This window comes from Sphingomonas kaistensis, assembly GCF_011927725.1.
Lineage (GTDB): Bacteria > Pseudomonadota > Alphaproteobacteria > Sphingomonadales > Sphingomonadaceae > Sphingomicrobium > Sphingomicrobium kaistense.
Window position 1 is genome coordinate 239,713 of record NZ_JAATJC010000001.1, and the last position, 16,154, is coordinate 255,866.

Genomic DNA, 16,154 nt, shown 5'->3' on the forward strand with positions numbered 1-16,154 from the left:
GTCATGAAGATCGCACTCGCCGGCGCCGGCGCCTTTGGCGAAAAGCACCTCGACGGCCTCCGCAACATCGACGGGGTGGAGGTCGTCTCGGTGGTCGGCCGAACCCTCGAGCCGACCCAGGCGGTGGCCGACAAATACGGCATCCCCCACGCCACCACTGAGTTGACCGAAGCGCTCGAACAGCCGGGGCTCGACGCCGTCATACTCTGCACCCCGACGCAGTTGCATGCGGAACAGGCGCTCCAATGCCTCGATGCCGGCAAGCACGTCCAGGTCGAGATCCCGCTGTGCGACAGCCTCGCCGACGGGGAAAAGGTGCTGGCCAGGGCCGAGGCGACCGGCCTTACCGCAATGGTCGGCCACACCCGCCGCTTCAATCCCAGCCACCAGTATCTGCACGGCAGGATCGCCGCCGGCGACCTCGCCATCCAGCAGATGGACGTCCAGACCTATTTCTTCCGCCGCAAGAACATCAACGCCAAGGGCGAAGCGCGCAGCTGGACCGACCACCTGCTGTGGCACCATGCCGCGCACACGGTCGACCTGTTCGCCTACCAGGCCGGGCCGATCGTCCAGGCCAATGCGATCCAAGGTCCCAAGCATCCCGAGCTCGGGATCGCGATGGACATGTCGATCCAGTTGAAGGCGACAAGCGGCGCGATCTGCACCCTGTCGCTGAGCTTCAACAACGACGGGCCGCTCGGCACCTTCTTCCGCTACATCTGCGACAACGGCACCTGGATCGCGCGCTATGACGATCTCGTCACCGGGCGCGAGGAGCCGGTCGACCTGTCTAAGGTCGCCGTCTCCTCCAACGGCATCGAACTTCAGGACCGCGAATTCGTCGCCGCCATCCGCGAAGGGCGCGAACCCAATGCCAGCGTGGAGCAGGTCATGCCCTGCTACCGCGTCCTCGATGCCCTCGAGAAGCAGCTCGCGTCCGGCTGATGAAAACCGCGGTCGCCATCATCGGGGCGGGGCCGTCCGGCCTTCTGCTCGGCCACCTGCTGCGCCAGGCGGGAGTCGACTGCGTCGTGGTCGAGCGGCAGGCGGCGGACTATGTCCTTGGCCGGGTCCGCGCCGGAGTCCTGGAAACCGTCACGACCGGCCTGATGGAGCGGCTCGGGCTCGACTCCCGGCTGCAACGCGAGGGGCTGATCGAGGAAGGCTTCAACCTTGCCACCGACGACCGGCTGATCCGGGTCGACGTCAAGGCACTGACCGGTAGCCATGTCACCGTCTACGGCCAGACCGAGGTCACCCGCGACCTGATGGAAGCGGCGGAAAGCCGCGACCTGCAGGTGATCTACGAGGCCAAGGATCTGGCGATCCACGACGTGGACGGTGCCCAGCCGTTCCTGACCTATCGCAAGGATGGCGCCGATCAGCGGATCGATGCCGATTTCATCGCCGGCTGCGACGGCTATCACGGCCCCTCGCGCAAGGCGATCCCGGCGGCGGTCCTGCGCGACTATGAACTCGCTTATCCGTTCGGCTGGCTGGGCATCCTCGCCGACGTTCCGCCGTGCCATCACGAGCTGATCTACGCCAACACCGAACGCGGCTTCGCGCTCGCCTCGATGCGCTCGGAAACGCGAAGCCGCTATTACATCCAGGTCCCGCTGACCGACCGGGTCGAGGACTGGAGTGAAGAGCGTTTGTGGGATGAACTGGCGATCCGCTTCGATACGCTCAGCGAGCGCGGTGTCACCCGCGGACCGGCGATCGAGATGTCGATCGCTCCGTTGCGCTCCTACGTCTGCGAGACGATGCGCCACGGCCGCCTGTTCCTGGCCGGCGACAGCGCGCACATCGTGCCGCCGACCGGGGCCAAGGGGCTCAACCTCGCCGCTTCCGACGTCGCCTACCTGGCCGAGGCGCTGATCGCCTTTCACGTGCATGGCGACGAGGCCGGGCTGGCGGGCTTCCAGGCGCGCGCGCTGGCCCGGATCTGGAAGGCCGAGCGGTTCAGCTGGTACCTGACCAAGCTGATGCACCGCTTCCCCACCGACGGCGCTTTCGAACACAAGATGCAGGCGGCCGAGCTCGACTATGTCGCCAGCTCGGAGACCATGCAGCGCTCGATCGCCGAAAATTACGTCGGCCTGCCGCTCTAGGCGTCGCCGGTGACCAGTGCCGCCGCCCGTTCGGCGGTGGCGAGCGCATAGGTCCAGCCAAGGCCGCCGTGGCCGACGTTCACGGTGACCGCACCGCGCCGCTGGACGATCGGCAGGCTATCCGGCGTGACCGGACGAAGGCCGGCCCAGGCCGCGGAAGGGCCGTCGTAGGCGGCAGCGTCGGGCAGGCTCGCCCGCGCCGCCTCACCCAAGGCGTGCAACCGCCGCGGATCGACCGCCGCTTCCGTGAAGCCGACATCGGCGAGGCCGGCGATACGAATCCGGTCGCCCAGCCGGCAGAACACCAGCTTGCGCGCCACGTCGGTGATGCTGACACGCGGCGCGCTGGGGCCCGGAGGCAGGGTCAGCGAATGGCCGCGCACCGGGACGATCGGCAAGCGCCAGCCGAGCGGCCGAAGCAAGGCGGCGGCCTGCGGCCCGGCCGCAACGACGATGTGCCTTGCGTGCAGCCGCTCCCCGCTGGCCAACCGGACCGAGCCCTCCGCCACGCCGTCGGCCACCGCACCGAAGCGGGTCGCAAGGCCCTCGCCGCGCAGCCGTTCGACCAGCGCGGTGCAGAACAGGTGCGGATCGCCAACCGCGTCACCCGGCGCGAAAATTCCGCCGGCAAGCCGCGCGCGAATGCCGTCCAGCGCCGGCTCGATGCCCACCGCCTCGTCCGGCGACAGCGCCCGCACGTCGATCCCCGCCTGCCGCTTCGCTTCGGCATGGGCGGCGGCCGCGCGAAAGCCGTCCGCATCCTCGTGGAGCAGCAGCTTTCCCGGCACCGCATGCGCGAAGTCGATGGAATGGCGGGCGAGTAATTCCTCCATCAGCGCGTGGGAGCGCAGCGCGATGGCGATCCCGGCCAGGCTGTTGGCCGCGAACCGCCCGGCGCTGCCGTTGCGGAAAAAGGCCAGGCACCAGCGCAGGTAATCGGGGTCGAACCGCACCGCGACACGAAACGCCGGATCGGTCGCGGCGAGGATGCCGGGCAGCCGCTTCAGCAGGCTCGGCGAGGACAAGGCGTCGGTGTAGGAGTAGCTGAGCTGCCCGCCATTGGCGAAGCTCGCGCCCTCGCCCGGCCCGGCCGCCCGGTCGACCAGCGTCACCGACAGCCCGCGCCGGACCAGCGCCTCCGCCGTCGCCACGCCGACCACGCCGGCACCGAGGACGAGGACGTCGGTGGTCACGAGGGGCGGCGATCCTGGGGCGACATCACCCGCTGAGCCTAGCAGCCTCCATTGCACTCCGCCCCATGCTCTTTATCGTCCGGGGCATGACGATGATGAAGCGACGCGACGCTCTTGCGACCCTCGGCGCAGCCGGACTGGCGCTGGGCTTGCCCCTGCCCGCCGCTGCCGCTCCCGCTACCCGCAAGCCGCCGCGTCTGCGCCCCGGCGACCGCGTCGCGCTGGTCGCCCCGGCCGGCCATTATGCCGACGCGTTCGACTTCCAGTTGGTGACCGAGGCGATCACCGCCATGGGGCTGGTGCCGGTCCCGGGATCGCATTGGAAAGACCGCTTCGGCTATCTCGCCGGGACCGACCGGGACCGCGCGGCGGACCTCAACGCCGCCTTTGCCGACCCGGGCATCCGTGCGCTGTTCGCGCTGCGCGGCGGGTGGGGATCGCAGCGGATCCTGCCGTTGCTCGACTGGAAGACCATCGCCGCCAATCCCAAGCTGCTGGTCGGTTTCAGCGATATCACCGCGCTTCACCTCGCCATCCAGGCGCGGGCCGGTTTCCCGACCATCCACGGGCCCACGGCGGGAAGCGGCTGGAGCAAGTACAGCTACGCGTCGTTCCGCGACCTGGCGTTCGACGGCAAGCTGCCCGTCTATCGCAATGTCCCCGGCGACCAGGATCGCCTCGTTCAGCGGCAAGGCCGTTACCAGACCCTCCGCCCGGGCAAGGCCAGCGGCAAGGTGCTCGGCGGCAACCTGACGGTCCTGACCAGCCTCGCCGGAACGCCCTGGCTGCCCGATTTCAGCGGCGCGATCCTGTTCCTGGAAGACACCGACGAGGCGCCTTACCGGATCGACCGGATGCTGACCCAGATCGGCCAGGCCGGGATCCTGCGCAAGGTCGCGGGGGTGGTGTTCGGCCAGTGCACCAACTGCAAGCCGTCGGACGGATCGACCAGCCTGTTCACCCTGAACGAAATCTTCGACCAGCACCTGAAGCCGCTCGGCGTGCCCACCTACACCGGCGCGATGTTCGGCCATGTCGACGACCAGTTCAGCCTGCCGGTCGGCTGCCGGGCCGAGATCGACGCCGACGCCGGCACCATCCGCATGCTCGAAGCACCGGTCGCGTGACGCGGCGGCATGGCCTTCTCCCGCTCCTTGCGCTGCCGCTGGCCGGGTGCATGACCGTCGACCGACCGGCCAGCTACGCTCCGCCGCCCGGGGTCGCCTGGGCATGGGCGCGCTTCGACGCCACCGCCGTGCGCGCGCAGGCTGCGGGCGGCCTCGCCGACCGCCGAACCGGCCGCCGCATCACGCCGGACGACCCGATCCGCGTCGCGTCGGTGTCCAAGATCGCCACTGCGCTGACCGTCATGCGGCTGGTCGAACAGGGCAGGCTGGACCTCGATGCCGATGTCTCGACGATGCTTGGCTGGACGCTGCGCAACCCGGCGTTCCCGGACCGTCCGATCACCCTGCGCATGCTGCTGAGCCACACCGGCAGCGTGCGCGACAATGGCGAGAATTACGTCGTCCGCCTCGGCAAGGAGATCCGCCCGCAGGCGCAGGATCCCGGCTCGTTCGACCCCGATCACGCGCCAGGCAGCTTCTTCCGCTACTCCAACCTCAACTTCGGCCTGGTCGGGACGGTGATCGAGCGGGCCACCGGCGAGCGGTTCGACCGGGTCGCCCGGGCGCAAGTGCTCGAGCCGCTCGGCCTCGACGCCTGCTTCAACTACGCCACCTGCACGCCGGCCGCCGCAGCTCGCGCAGTGGTGCTCTACGATGAAGACGGGTCGGCGATCCTCGACGACCTGCAAGGCAAGCTCCCGGCCTGCCCGGTGTTCACCGAACCCGGCACCCCCTGCACGCTCGATAGCTATCGGCCCGGCAGCAACGGCGCGCTGTTCTCGCCGCAGGGCGGCCTGCGCATCTCGGCGACCGGTCTCAGCGTAATCGGTCGCATGCTGCTGAACGACGGCCGCCACGACGGCCGCGCCTTCCTGTCGCCGACAAGCGTCCGGACCATGACCAGCCCGGTATGGACGTTCGACGGCGGCAACGGCGCGACCGACGACGGCTTTTATTGCTCCTACGGCCTCGCCATCCAGCTCCTGCCGGTGTCCGGCGCCGACTGCCGCGACGACCTCAGCGGGACCGGGCGGCGGCTGGTCGGGCATGCGGGCGAGGCTTATCGCGTGCGGTCCGGCCTGTGGCTCGACCCCGCCACGCGCACCGGGATCGCCTTTGTCGCGGCCAATAACGGCAAGGATCCTCCCGCCGGCCGATCGAGCTTCAAGGCCATCGAGGAATGGCTCGCCGCCAACCTGCGCTAGGCAATAAAAAAGGGGACCCGGCCACCGGCCGGATCCCCCCTTTCCCGTGTCCCGAAGCGATCGCCTAGAACAGCTTCCAGTCGAGGTTGAGCGTGAAGCTGCGGCCACGCGGGTCGGTGACGCGCGGCTCCCAGCTCGAACCGGCGCCGGTGTTGCTGTCATAGGTGATGGCGAACGGCGGATCCTTGTCGAACAGGTTTTTGACGCCCGCCGTCAGACGCAGGTCCTTCCACGGCTCGTAGCTGACCGCGGCATTGTAGATCACGTAGCTCTTGACCCGAGGATTGTAGAGCGGCCGCGCGGCGCTGCCCGGCAGCGCAAAGTTGCGATAGCTGTTGCGGAAGATCTGCGAGAAGCTGAAATTCCACGCTCCGGTGCGGTAGCCGATGAACGCATTGTGCTTCCACTTGAGGCCGAGGTCGCCGGTCAGGCTGAACACGCCGATCAAGTCGGTGTACGGCAGGTTGGGAAGCAATTTCTCCTTCTTGGTGAGGAGGCGGGTGCCGTCGAGCCCGGCCGTCAGCTGGCCGCCGAAGAGGTCGGCCCCGGCCCGCGCCGCGACCTCCAGCCCTTCGGTCCGGCGCGAACCGAAGTTGCCGGTGCGCAGGTCGACCCCAGTGATGATCCCGTTGGTACGGACAATCCGGTCGGGGAAGGACGAGATATTGGCCAGCAGCTGCGGGATCGTGATCGATCCAATCGTGTCGTCGACCGCGATGTTCCAATAATCGAGCGACAGGCTGAACCGCCGCGCCGGCTCGATCACCACGCCGACGGTCCACTGCTCGCTGGTCTCCGGCCCGAGCAGCAGATTGCCACCGCTCAGCGATTCCGGGGTGATCGGGGCGCAGGCCGGCTGCGGCCCGTTGACCGTCCCCTGCGGGCAGAGCGTCGGGTCGACCAGGGTGTTGCCCGGGTTGGGCGAAATGGTCGTTCCGTTGAAGATCTGGTTGAACGACGGCACCCGGAAGCCGGTGTTGTACGAGCCCCGGAACATGATCGGGTCGACCGGGCGGTACTTGGCCGAGATCTTGGGGTTCGTGGTCGTGCCGAAGCCGGTATATTCGTCGACGCGGACGGCGCCGGTCACTTCCAGTCGGTCGCCCAGCGGGACCAGCACCTCGGCATAAGCGGCCTTCACGTCGCGCTTCTTGGGCGTCAGCGCGTTGACGTTGTCAAACGCGGCCAGGAAGATCACCGGAGCGGTTGCAGCAGCGGCGGCCGACCCGTTGAACGAGTAGGTTTCGCGGCGATAATCCACCCCGAACGCTGCCTGGACCCGGTTGCCGAACAGGTTGAACAGCGGGCCCGAGATCGACCCGTCGAACTGCCGCACCTCATACTGGCCGCCGTACAGCGTCGCGCCTTCGGCCGACACCGACTGCAGGGCGGCAAGCCCGGCCTCGGTCTGGGTCACGCTGAACGGGTTGAGCAGCCCGCTGTTGAGCGCTCCGACCAGGCCGTAGAAGCCCGGCGCGCCGGCGACCTGCGGGGCGGTCGTGTCGTAGGTGCCGTTCGCCAGCGTGCCGCGGTAATAATAGCCCGAGCCGAGGACCGACGCGCTTTCGCTCTTCGCGTAGGAGGCGCCGGCGCGATAATCCCAGCGGGCGAACAACGGCCCCTCGGCGCCGATGGTGGCGCGGATGGTGTCGGTGCTGGTCTCATATTCGCGCGGTCCGCAGGCGATGCAGCGCCAGCGGTAGGCGATCGGACGGCCGTAGCGCGCGTCGAGCGCCGCGGCATTGGCCGGGAACGCCGCCCTCAGGCGGTTGAACACGTCGTTGTAGACCGCCGTGGTGTTCGAATTGAGCGGATAGAAGAACGGGCTGTTGGTGGTGTTGGACGACACCTGCGCGTTGGAGAATTGCTTGGAGCTGTCGGCGCTCGATCCGGTGACCTCGGCGAACAGTTCATGCTCGCCGCCGACCCGAACCACGCCGCGGGTGTAATAGGTCAGCGTGTCGATCGGCTGCTGGATCACGGCGGCCCGGCCGGTGTCCCAGGCGCAGGCATATTGCGCCGTGGCGTTGGCCCACAGCACTTCATCGTAAGGCAGGCCGCCATCGACCGATCCGCAGCCGGCGCCGCCCGGCAGGTCGAGAATGTTGATCCCGCCGCCGGCCCCGTTGGCGCCGTTCGGAAGGGTCAGGGTCAGGCCCTGGGTCAGCGTCCCGGTCGGGGTCTGAAGAGCGGTGGTGGCGACGTTGAAGATGGTCGCGATCGGGGTTCCGCGGGTGTCGATCGACAGGCCGCGCTCGGGCTGGTTGCCGTTGACGAAATCGCGCTGCGACCCGCGCAGGATGCGGTTCGAGCTATAGGCCACCGCGCCCATGATGTTGAAGCCCTGTTCCGCCAGGTCGCCGTAGCCGACGATCCCCGAGACGCGGTAGATGTTGCCCCCGCCGGCCTCGGTCAGGTCGGTGAAGCCCTGCACGCCAAGGCCCTGGTAATCCTTGCGGGTGATGAAGTTGATCACCCCGCCGATCGCGTCGGTACCGTAGATGGCCGATGCGCCGTCCTTCAGCACCTCGACCCGCTCGATCGCGGCGAACGGGATCTGGTTGACGTCGACCGCCGAGCCCTGGAGGCCGTGAGCGGCGACGCGGCGGCCGTTCAGCAGCACCAATGTCGACGCGCTGCCCTGGCCGCGCAGGTTGGCCGACGACAGGCCGTTGGTGCCGCGCTGGGCGCCCGACACGACGTCGGAGTTGGATGCCAGATTGTCCGCGCCATTGCCGTTGGTGCTGAGATAGCTGATCAGCTGCTCGGGATTGGAAATGCCTTCGCGGACCAGTTCCTGCGTGGTGATGATCTGCAGCGGCAGCGGGCTGTTGTTGGGATCGCGGCGGATGCGCGAGCCGGTGACCACGATCTCGCCGGGCGCTTCGTCGGCGGTGCCGGCATTGGCCGGCGACACCGGTGTCTCCGCGCCGGTCGGGGTTGCCGCCGGTTCGGTGGTGTTGCCGGTCGTGCTCTGCGCCACGGCCGGCGTGGCCAGAACCAGCGCAAGCGCCAGTGCGCTGCCCATCGACAGCATGGCTGCCCGAGTCCCCCGTAGAACCATGATTTCCCCCCTTGCCCCGCTAATTTGTCGTTATGCGCGGGATAGGAGGCAAAGGGCGCGCCGCTTGCCAGTCTTTTCTTTGTCACATGGCTGCTGGGGGCAGCCTTTTTGCACGACAGCCCCGGTGCTGTTGCGGCGGCGCAACAGCCGTCCCGCTCAGCGGCTGGCGGCGACCAGTTCCAGCGCACCGTCCATGATCGCGGTGGCGCGGACATCCTCGGGGACATCGCTGGCGAGGGCCGAGAAGACCAGGGTCTCGCCGCGCGCCGTCAGAAGGTAGCCCGACACGGCGCTGGCGGCAGTCAGCGATCCGGTCTTCGCGAAGACCCGCCCCTTCAGCGCGCCACCGGCGAAGCGCCGTCCGAGCGTTCCGTCGATCCCGCCGACCGGCAGGCTGGCCCGGAACGACGCGCCCCACGGCCGTCCCGCAGCCCACCGCAGCAGGGTCACCACGCCGCGTGGACTGACCCGGTTGTAGGGCGACATCCCCGACCCGTCGGCGAGCGTCGCCGCCCGCTCCGGCACGCCGGCACGGTCCAGCATCTCGCGCACCGCTTCCAGCCCACCGGCAACATCCGGCTTGGCCCGGGCCGCGCCCAGCCGGCGCAGCAGCAGCTCGGCATGAACGTTCTGGCTGACCTTGTTGATGGTGGCGATGTCCTCGCCCAGCGGACCCGGCTCCGCCCGGGCGACCTCCACCGGCTGCGCCTCGGCAAGCGCCGCGCCGCCGCCCGCGGGGCGATAGAGCGCCGCCGGCGCACCGCTTACGCGGACCCCGCGCTCCTGCAACATCCGGGTGAAGCGCCACGCCGCATAATGCGCAGGATCGTCGATCCCCAGCCGCAGCACCTCTTCCGCGGCGCCTGCAAGGATGGTCCCCGACAGCCGGACCGTGCGGCTTCCCGGCAGGCGCGCGACCTCGAGCGCGGTCTTGCCCTCGGCCACCGTCACCGCTTCGTTCGCCACCGTCATATAGTCGCCGCCCGTCACCCGCGGCGGCTGGCCCGCGGCACCGGGCGCGATCCGCAACACGGCCTCGTTGCCGTCGATCATCAGTGCGCCAAGCGCGGTACCGGAGCGGGTCGGGATGTTGTTCCAGCTCATCCCGAAGCTCCACCGTTCATCCGCGAAGGCGCGGGAATCCCCGATCACCGCACCGACCCGGCGGGTGCGGGCGGCCACCGCATCGGCCAGCGTCGCCAGGCAGTCAGTCGCGCAATTGGGGGCGCTTGACAGGCGGGCATCGCCGCGTCCTTCGAGGATCACGTCGGGCGCCTTGCCGCGCATTGGCCGAAGCAGCACCCGGGTCGCCCCATCCCGGTCCGGCTGGTCGATCCCCGCCAGCAGTTCGTAGGCGGCAATCGTCGTGAACAGCTTGGTGTTGGACGCCGGCACGAAGCGGCCGTCGGGGTTGAGGCTGACGATTTCCCGCCCGTCCAGCGTCGCCACCACCAGCCCGAACCGCACCCCCGGCCCTGCCTCGGCCAGCTTCGCCTCGACCTGCTGCTGCAGCGTTGCCGGCGCCTGCTGCTGCAGCGTTGCCGGCGCCTGCTGAGCGGCCGCCGGTGAGGCCGTCAGCAGCGCGGCAAGCAGCAGCGCCCTCACTTGGCCGCCCCTTCGCCGCCGCCCGCAAGCTGGCGCATCAGTCGCGGCCAGAAGTCGAACGCCTCGTACAGCGCCCGCTCGGGGATGCGCTCATTCAGGCCATGAACGCCCGCCACCTCGCCGCCGACCGTGAAGTCGGCGCTGAAGCCGTAGGTCGGGATTCCGCGCGCGCGGAAATGCTTTCCGTCGGTGGCGCCCGGGGTCATGTAGGGGAAGATCGGAATGCCCTGCGCCTGCGGTGCAAGCGCCTGCTGGATGGCCGCGAACAGTGCCGGATTGGCGGGCGAGGCCGGCGCTCCGAACGGCTCGCCGACGATCCGCCATTCGGCCGCCGCATTGCCGCCCAGCCCCGCCAGTGTCTGCCGCACCTCCTCGATCTCGACCCCCGGAAAGATCCGGCAATTGATCGTCGCGGTGGCGCTTTGTGGAAGCGCGTTGTCGGCATGGCCGCCCTCCAGCAATGTCGGCACGCAGGTCGTGCGCACGGCATGGCCAAGGCGCGGCTCGCGCCCGATCTCGGCAAGCAGGGCGGGATCGTCCGGCTTCGCCTCCAGCGCCGCGACCTTGGCCTTCAGGCTCTCGCTCGCGCTGCTCGAAGCCGCGGCGTCGCGCAGCATGGAGCGGGTCAGGTCGCTGGCGACCAGCGGAAAGGTATAGCCGCGTACCCGGCCGAGCACTTCGGCCAACTCGTAGATGGCATTATCGGCGCGCGGCCGGGCGCTGTGCCCGCCGGCGTTGCGGATGGTGACCGCGATGTTGGCGAAGGTCTTTTCCGCCACCTGGATCGCGAACGAGGTCGGCTTGCCCGAGGCGTCCGCACGGCCGCCGCCGGAATCCGAGTTGATCGCATAGTCGGGCTTCAGCGCCGCCAGCCGTTCGGCCAGCACCATGCTCGACTTCATGTCGGTTTCCTCGTCTCCGGTGAAGCCGAGGATGAGGTCGCGGTCGGGGCGGAAGCCAGCCTTTTTCAGAGTGATAAAAGCCGCCACCAGATGCGCGACGCCCAGCTTGTTGTCGCTCGTGCCGCGCCCGTAGAGGAAGCCGTCCGCCTCGTGCAGCTTGAAGGGGTCGCGCTCCCAGTCGGCGCGCTTGGCCTCGACCACGTCCATGTGGGCCAGGAACAGCAGCGGCGGCTTCGCCCCGGTGCCGCGATAGCGGACGATCAGCGATGCCGTCTCGCCGACCGGCACGATCTCGACGTCGCGCGCGGCAAATCCGGCCTGCCGCAGCCTCGCCGACAGCAGGCGCGCCATGCGCGGAACCTGGCCACGCCCCTTGACGGTGGGAATCTCGACGATGGACTTGAACAGGTCGTGGAGCAGTCGGCCGTCGGCGCTGTCGCGGGTCGCCGCCTGGGTTGGCGCGGCCACCGCCAACAGGGCGAGAGCGCCGAGGAATCGCATCAACATGAGGCCACCAAAGCAGCAGCGCGGGGGCAAAGTCCACCTCGCGCAGGGCTCCGACCTCAGCGCATGTAATCGAGCAGGCTCAGCTTCGACAGCCGCGAGAAGACCGTGTAGCTCGCCTCCAGCGTGGTCTGGCGCTGGACCAGCTGGCTGGCGACTTCGGCCAGGTCGGCGTCCTCGTTCCTGGACACCAGCCGCTCGACGATCAGGGTCCGCTCGGCGGCGCGGGTGGTCAGACCCTCGACCTGCGCCTGGCGCCGACCGTTCTCGGCATGGACCGCGCGCAGGGTCGTCAGCCCGTCGTTGATCTGGCCGATCGCCTGGCTCATCGCGCTCGTCTGCGCCGCGGTCGGGGTGAGCCCGATGGTTCCCGCCTCGGCCAGGGTCCGGAACGCTTCGAACAGCTTGGAGCCCATCTCGCTTGCGGTCGCGCCGTAGGTGACGTCCAGCCCGTCGGCGACGCGCGCTTCCGCCATCACCGCATCGTTGCGAAAGGCGTTGGCGGTCGGCACTCCGGCGCAGGAGGCAAGCGTCGGCGGCGCGAACGGCGCGGTGGTGGTCTGTGATCCGGCGAACAGAAACTGCCCGGCCTCGTCGCTGTTGAGGCCGGTGCGGAACCGCTGGAAAGCTTCCTCCACCACTTCCTGCAGCCCATCGGCGCGGCCGGTCCCGACCGCCGACAACAGCCCGTCGCGCAGCTTGCCGAGCGATTCAACGATGCCATCCATCTGCGTGTCCATGATCGACAGCGTGGTGCCGATGCGGTTGCCGACCGCGGCATGGGCCTCCTGCCGGGCAAGCAGGGTGCGGGCCGACAGGTTGCGCATGGTTTCGATGCCGAGGCTTGCGAAATCGGGCGCCTTCTTGCCGGTCGCCATCTGCTGCTGCACCTCGGCCAGCTTGCGCTGCGACACCGAAATGCTTTCGAACAGCGTGCGCTGCATCGGCACGCTGGCCACCCGGTTGAACCCGCTCATCGTCCCACCATTCCGATCAGAGTGTCGTACATCTGCGTCGCCGTGGTCATGATCCGCGCCGCCGCCGAATAGCTGTTCTGCAGGGTGACGAGGCTGGCCAGTTCCTCGTCGATATTGACTCCCGAATAGCTGTCGCGGCGGTTGACCGCGTCGGAGCGCCGCCCTTCCATGTCGGCCAGCCGGTCCTTGGCCCCGGCGGCATCGAGCCCGGTCTGGCCGAGCACGAAGCTGGCGTAGCTTTCCATTGCCGACACGCGCCCGCGGCCAAGGTCGACCTCCGCCCGAAGCTGATCGACAAAGGCATTGGCGCCGCGGCTGTCGCCCGGGCCGATGGCCTTGGTCCCGACCGCCGCGGCGATGTTCAGCCGGGCCAGCGGCAAGGCTCGCCCCGAGGCGGCGATGTCGGGCCGCAGCTTGGCGCCCTCCAGCCCGGTTTCCCGGCCCGACGGCAGCAGCAGCGAGGACAAGGAGCGATCGGTGCCGAACCGGCTGGTGGTGTCGGACACCACCGACAGGCTGGCGGTGGGCAGGTTGGCGACCGGCGTGAAGGCAAGCCGCCCGCGCCCGTCTAGCGCCACGCTTCCGAACGCGCTGAGCGTCCCTGCATTGAGCGCGGTGATGAGGTCGCCGAACGATCCCCCGGCCGCCGGCGCCACGCTGTCCTGCGCCAGCACCCGGCCATCGGGCCCGCGCAGCACGAACTCGACTGTCTGGGGCGGCGCACAGCCATGCGGGTCGCCCGGCGCGAAACCGGCCGGGCCATAGCTGCGCGTCCCGCTGATCAGATCGTTGAGGCCGAACTGCTGGGCAAAGCCCATGCCCACGCGGCTGCTCGGAGCGTCGGGGTCCTGCGCCACCGCGACGCCGAGGCTGCCCGATCCCTGGATGGTCAGCCGCCCGCCCGAAAAGCTGGCGGTGGCGGTGCCGCCAAGCCCGGCGTTGATCGCGTTCACCGCATCCTGGATGGTGGCGCTCGGCCCCAGCGCGTCGAAGTCGAGGATGAAGCTAGCTGCAAGAGTCCCGTCGGGCTGCAGGGAGGCGATCACCGCCCGCCCGGTGAAGCCCAGCCGGTCGCTCGCCGCAAAGCCCGTCTGCGCGCCTTCCAGCTTGCCTGGCGCAGGAACGGTGGTTCCGGCATTGCTGACCGCATTGAGGCTTTCGGCGAGGCCTCCGAACAGGCTTCCGACTTCCTCGGCGAAGGCCGGCAAGCGGCGGTCGCGCAAGTCCATCAGTCCGCCGAGGCGCCCGCCGGCGGCCGAAGAATCCAGCTCTTCGCCGGTCTCGGCCCCGACGCTTCCGTCGGCATTCACGAAGCGCAGCTTGATCGCGGGGTAGAGCGGCTGCAGCGACCCGTCGCTGGGCGGATAGTCGAGCAGCCGCAAACGCCGGTCGAGCAGGGTCGCCCCGCCCGCGGTGTCGATGGTCAGCCGCCCGTCCTCGCCTTCGCGTACCTCGATCTTGATCAGCCCGGCCAGCTCCTCGACCGCGCTCATCCGCTGGTCGATTGCGCCGTTGCTGGCGCGCCCGCCTGCCGCCTGCCGCGCGACGCTGTCGTTGAGGCCGTCGATCCGCCGCAGCAGCGTGTTGACCGTGTCGACCGTGTAGCTGAGCTCGCGCTCGGCATCGATGCGGAGCGCGGCGACGTCGCTGTCGAGGGTCTGGAGCGCGGTCAGCGCCTGGCCCACCGCTCCGACGAACCCGCGCACGGTCGGTTCGCTTGCCGCCGCGCCGGTCATCGCTACCGCCGCCGCACCGACCGCGTCGAGCCGCGCCGGCAATCCGCTGTCGTCTCCCGGCGCCCCGAGCAACGCCTGCAGGCGGTCGAGCGAGTTCGCCACCGCTTCGGCCTGTCCCCAGTCGCTGGCGCGGCGATAGACGGTGGATTCAAGAAAGCGGTCGGCGACCCGCACCGCTTCCATCGCCCGGACGCCGCTGACCTGGCCGGCGGTGACCCCGGTTTGCAGTGGCACCCGTTCGCGGGCGTAGCCGGGGGTGTTGACGTTGGCGATGTTGTTCGACGCCGAACGCAGTCCCGCCTGGGCCGCGTTCAGCCCCGACAGGGCAGATCCGAGGATGTCGGAAAGACTCATCGCCTACGCTTTCCTCACCGCTTCAGGTTGGACAGTTCCTGCAGCATGTCGTCGACCGTGGTGATGATCTTCGACGACGCGCTGTAGGCCCGCTGGAAGCGGATCATGTTGGTGAACTCGCTGGCCAGATCGACGTTCGACCCTTCCAGCGACGAACTGGAGATCATGCCCGATCCGAGCGAACCCGGCGGATTGATCGCCACCGCCCCGCTCGCGCTCGACAGGCCGAAGGCATTGCCGTTCAGCCGGGTCAGGCCATCGGGATTGAGGAAGGTCGCGACCGGCAGCTGGAACACCTTTCGTGCCGTCCCGTCGTCGAAGATCGCGCTGACCACGCCTTTCTCGTCGACCTCGATCGAGGCAAGGTTGCCGAGCACGCCGCCGTCGACGCTGGAGCTGATCACCGCGCTTGCGCCGCTGAACTGGATCAGCCCGTCGAGCTTGCCGTCCGAACCGAGCTGGAGGTCAATCGGCTGGGCGCCGGCGCCATTGGTCCAGGTCGGGGTCAGATCCGCGAACAGCGGGGCCGACGACCCGGCGAGGTAGAGGCTGCCGTCGGGATTGAACTTCACCGTGCCGCTCGCCAGCAGGCCGTCGGTCGCAGTGACGTCGGTTGCCGGAACCGCGAAGATCTCGGCCTGCCACTCGTTCGGCGCGGTCTTGACGAAGCCCATGCTGATCCGGTGCGCCGACCCTTGCGCGTCATAGATATCGAAGCTGCGCTGGAACTGCGGTGTCACCGTCCCGGTCGCGAGGTCGCCGGCGGTATAGGCACCGGCCAGCACGGGCGCGTCGGACTGGAGGTTGGCACGCAGCTGCAGCCGCGAGGTCGCGCTGGCCGAGCCGGTCAGGTCGCTGACCCGCACCGCCTGCAGGGAGTCGAGCCCGGTGTCGGTGAAGTTGCCGGTGGAATCGAGCCGCCAGCCCTGCAGGTAATAGCCGCTGGTGTTGCGCAGGAAGCCCTGCACGTCGGGCTTGAAGGCACCGGCGCGGGTGAACGCCACGTCGCTGTCCCCGCCCGTCCCAGTGCGGACCACGAAGAAGCCGGCGCCGTCAATCGCCAGGTCGGTCTGGCTGCTGCTCGCCTGCAACAGGCCCCGCTTGCTGATCAGCGCCTGCGGGGACGCCGCGACCCCGCCGGCCGAGTAAGACGATTTCATGCCGCCCGACGTCACCAGGGTGCGGAACTCGGTCGACACCCCCTTGTAGCCGATGGTGTTGATGTTGGTGATGTTGTCGGCAACCCCCGCCATGGCGGAGGATTGGGCACCAAGGCCGGACGCACCGGCGTAAAGGGCGGAATAAAGGCTCAAGGGTCGCTGGCTCCCGTGGTTCGGACTGGCCCGCTGCCGGTCCTTTGCTTGCTTTAT

The 16,154-nt window shown here is 69.1% G+C and carries 11 protein-coding genes; 4 read left to right on the top strand and 7 right to left on the bottom strand.

The window, feature by feature from the left end; all coding sequences use genetic code 11:
- Positions 1-3: 3 nt before the first annotated feature.
- Together GGQ97_RS01115 and pobA are read left to right on the top strand one after the other, a co-directional pair.
- The gene (locus GGQ97_RS01115) at positions 4-948 is read left to right on the top strand and encodes a Gfo/Idh/MocA family oxidoreductase (RefSeq protein WP_168067255.1); all 945 of its coding nucleotides are present in this window, start codon (positions 4-6) and stop codon (positions 946-948) included.
- On the top strand, positions 948-2,117 hold the full coding sequence (gene pobA, locus GGQ97_RS01120) for a 4-hydroxybenzoate 3-monooxygenase (RefSeq protein WP_168067256.1): 1,170 nt from the start codon (positions 948-950) through the stop codon (positions 2,115-2,117). The genes GGQ97_RS01115 and pobA overlap by 1 nt, the downstream gene beginning before the upstream one ends.
- Here pobA and GGQ97_RS01125 read toward each other — a convergent pair.
- Positions 2,114-3,310, bottom strand: a complete 1,197-nt coding sequence (locus GGQ97_RS01125; protein WP_168067257.1) for an FAD-dependent oxidoreductase — start codon at positions 3,308-3,310, stop codon at positions 2,114-2,116. The genes pobA and GGQ97_RS01125 overlap by 4 nt on opposite strands.
- A gap of 92 nt (positions 3,311-3,402) precedes the next feature.
- On the opposite strand from GGQ97_RS01125, the gene GGQ97_RS01130 reads away from it, so the two are divergent.
- Positions 3,403-4,437 carry a S66 peptidase family protein gene (locus GGQ97_RS01130; RefSeq protein WP_168067258.1) on the top strand — a complete coding sequence of 345 codons (1,035 nt, stop codon included), beginning with the start codon at positions 3,403-3,405 and terminating at the stop codon, positions 4,435-4,437.
- Positions 4,438-4,487: 50 nt separating this feature from the next.
- Positions 4,488-5,642, top strand: a complete 1,155-nt coding sequence (locus tag GGQ97_RS01135) for a serine hydrolase domain-containing protein (protein ID WP_168067259.1) — start codon at positions 4,488-4,490, stop codon at positions 5,640-5,642.
- Between the two features lie 64 nt (positions 5,643-5,706).
- Here the strand turns inward: GGQ97_RS01135 and GGQ97_RS01140 are convergent, their stop codons facing one another.
- The 6 genes from GGQ97_RS01140 to GGQ97_RS01165 form a co-directional block, all read right to left on the bottom strand.
- The gene (locus tag GGQ97_RS01140) at positions 5,707-8,706 is read right to left on the bottom strand and encodes a TonB-dependent receptor domain-containing protein (RefSeq protein WP_209022764.1); all 3,000 of its coding nucleotides are present in this window, start codon (positions 8,704-8,706) and stop codon (positions 5,707-5,709) included.
- Positions 8,707-8,862: 156 nt separating this feature from the next.
- Positions 8,863-10,311: a D-alanyl-D-alanine carboxypeptidase/D-alanyl-D-alanine endopeptidase gene (dacB, locus tag GGQ97_RS01145; RefSeq protein ID WP_342448414.1), complete on the bottom strand. Its 1,449-nt coding sequence runs from the start codon at positions 10,309-10,311 to the stop codon at positions 8,863-8,865.
- A complete protein-coding gene (locus GGQ97_RS01150; protein WP_168067260.1) occupies positions 10,308-11,720 on the bottom strand; it encodes a M20/M25/M40 family metallo-hydrolase in 1,413 nt (470 codons plus the stop codon). The genes dacB and GGQ97_RS01150 overlap by 4 nt, the downstream gene beginning before the upstream one ends.
- Before the next feature lie 56 nt (positions 11,721-11,776).
- Positions 11,777-12,694 (bottom strand): flagellin, encoded by a 918-nt coding sequence (locus GGQ97_RS01155; RefSeq protein WP_168067261.1) that lies wholly within the window; start codon positions 12,692-12,694, stop codon positions 11,777-11,779.
- Positions 12,691-14,784, bottom strand: coding sequence for a flagellar hook-associated protein FlgK (locus GGQ97_RS01160; protein ID WP_168067262.1), 2,094 nt, complete (start codon positions 14,782-14,784; stop codon positions 12,691-12,693). The genes GGQ97_RS01155 and GGQ97_RS01160 overlap by 4 nt, the downstream gene beginning before the upstream one ends.
- Positions 14,785-14,798: 14 nt before the next feature.
- Positions 14,799-16,097, bottom strand: a complete 1,299-nt coding sequence (locus GGQ97_RS01165; protein ID WP_168067263.1) for a flagellar hook protein FlgE — start codon at positions 16,095-16,097, stop codon at positions 14,799-14,801.
- Positions 16,098-16,154: the final 57 nt, after the last annotated feature.

Coding starts and splice junctions, on each gene's coding strand:
- GGQ97_RS01115 (WP_168067255.1), top strand. CDS start 4: ATGAAGATCGCACTCGCCGGCGCCGGCGCCTTTGGCGAAAAGCACCTC.
- pobA (WP_168067256.1), top strand. CDS start 948: ATGAAAACCGCGGTCGCCATCATCGGGGCGGGGCCGTCCGGCCTTCTG.
- GGQ97_RS01130 (WP_168067258.1), top strand. CDS start 3,403: ATGATGAAGCGACGCGACGCTCTTGCGACCCTCGGCGCAGCCGGACTG.
- GGQ97_RS01135 (WP_168067259.1), top strand. CDS start 4,488: ATGACCGTCGACCGACCGGCCAGCTACGCTCCGCCGCCCGGGGTCGCC.
- GGQ97_RS01140 (WP_209022764.1), bottom strand. CDS start 8,706: ATGGTTCTACGGGGGACTCGGGCAGCCATGCTGTCGATGGGCAGCGCA.
- GGQ97_RS01150 (WP_168067260.1), bottom strand. CDS start 11,720: ATGTTGATGCGATTCCTCGGCGCTCTCGCCCTGTTGGCGGTGGCCGCG.
- GGQ97_RS01155 (WP_168067261.1), bottom strand. CDS start 12,694: ATGAGCGGGTTCAACCGGGTGGCCAGCGTGCCGATGCAGCGCACGCTG.
- GGQ97_RS01160 (WP_168067262.1), bottom strand. CDS start 14,784: ATGAGTCTTTCCGACATCCTCGGATCTGCCCTGTCGGGGCTGAACGCG.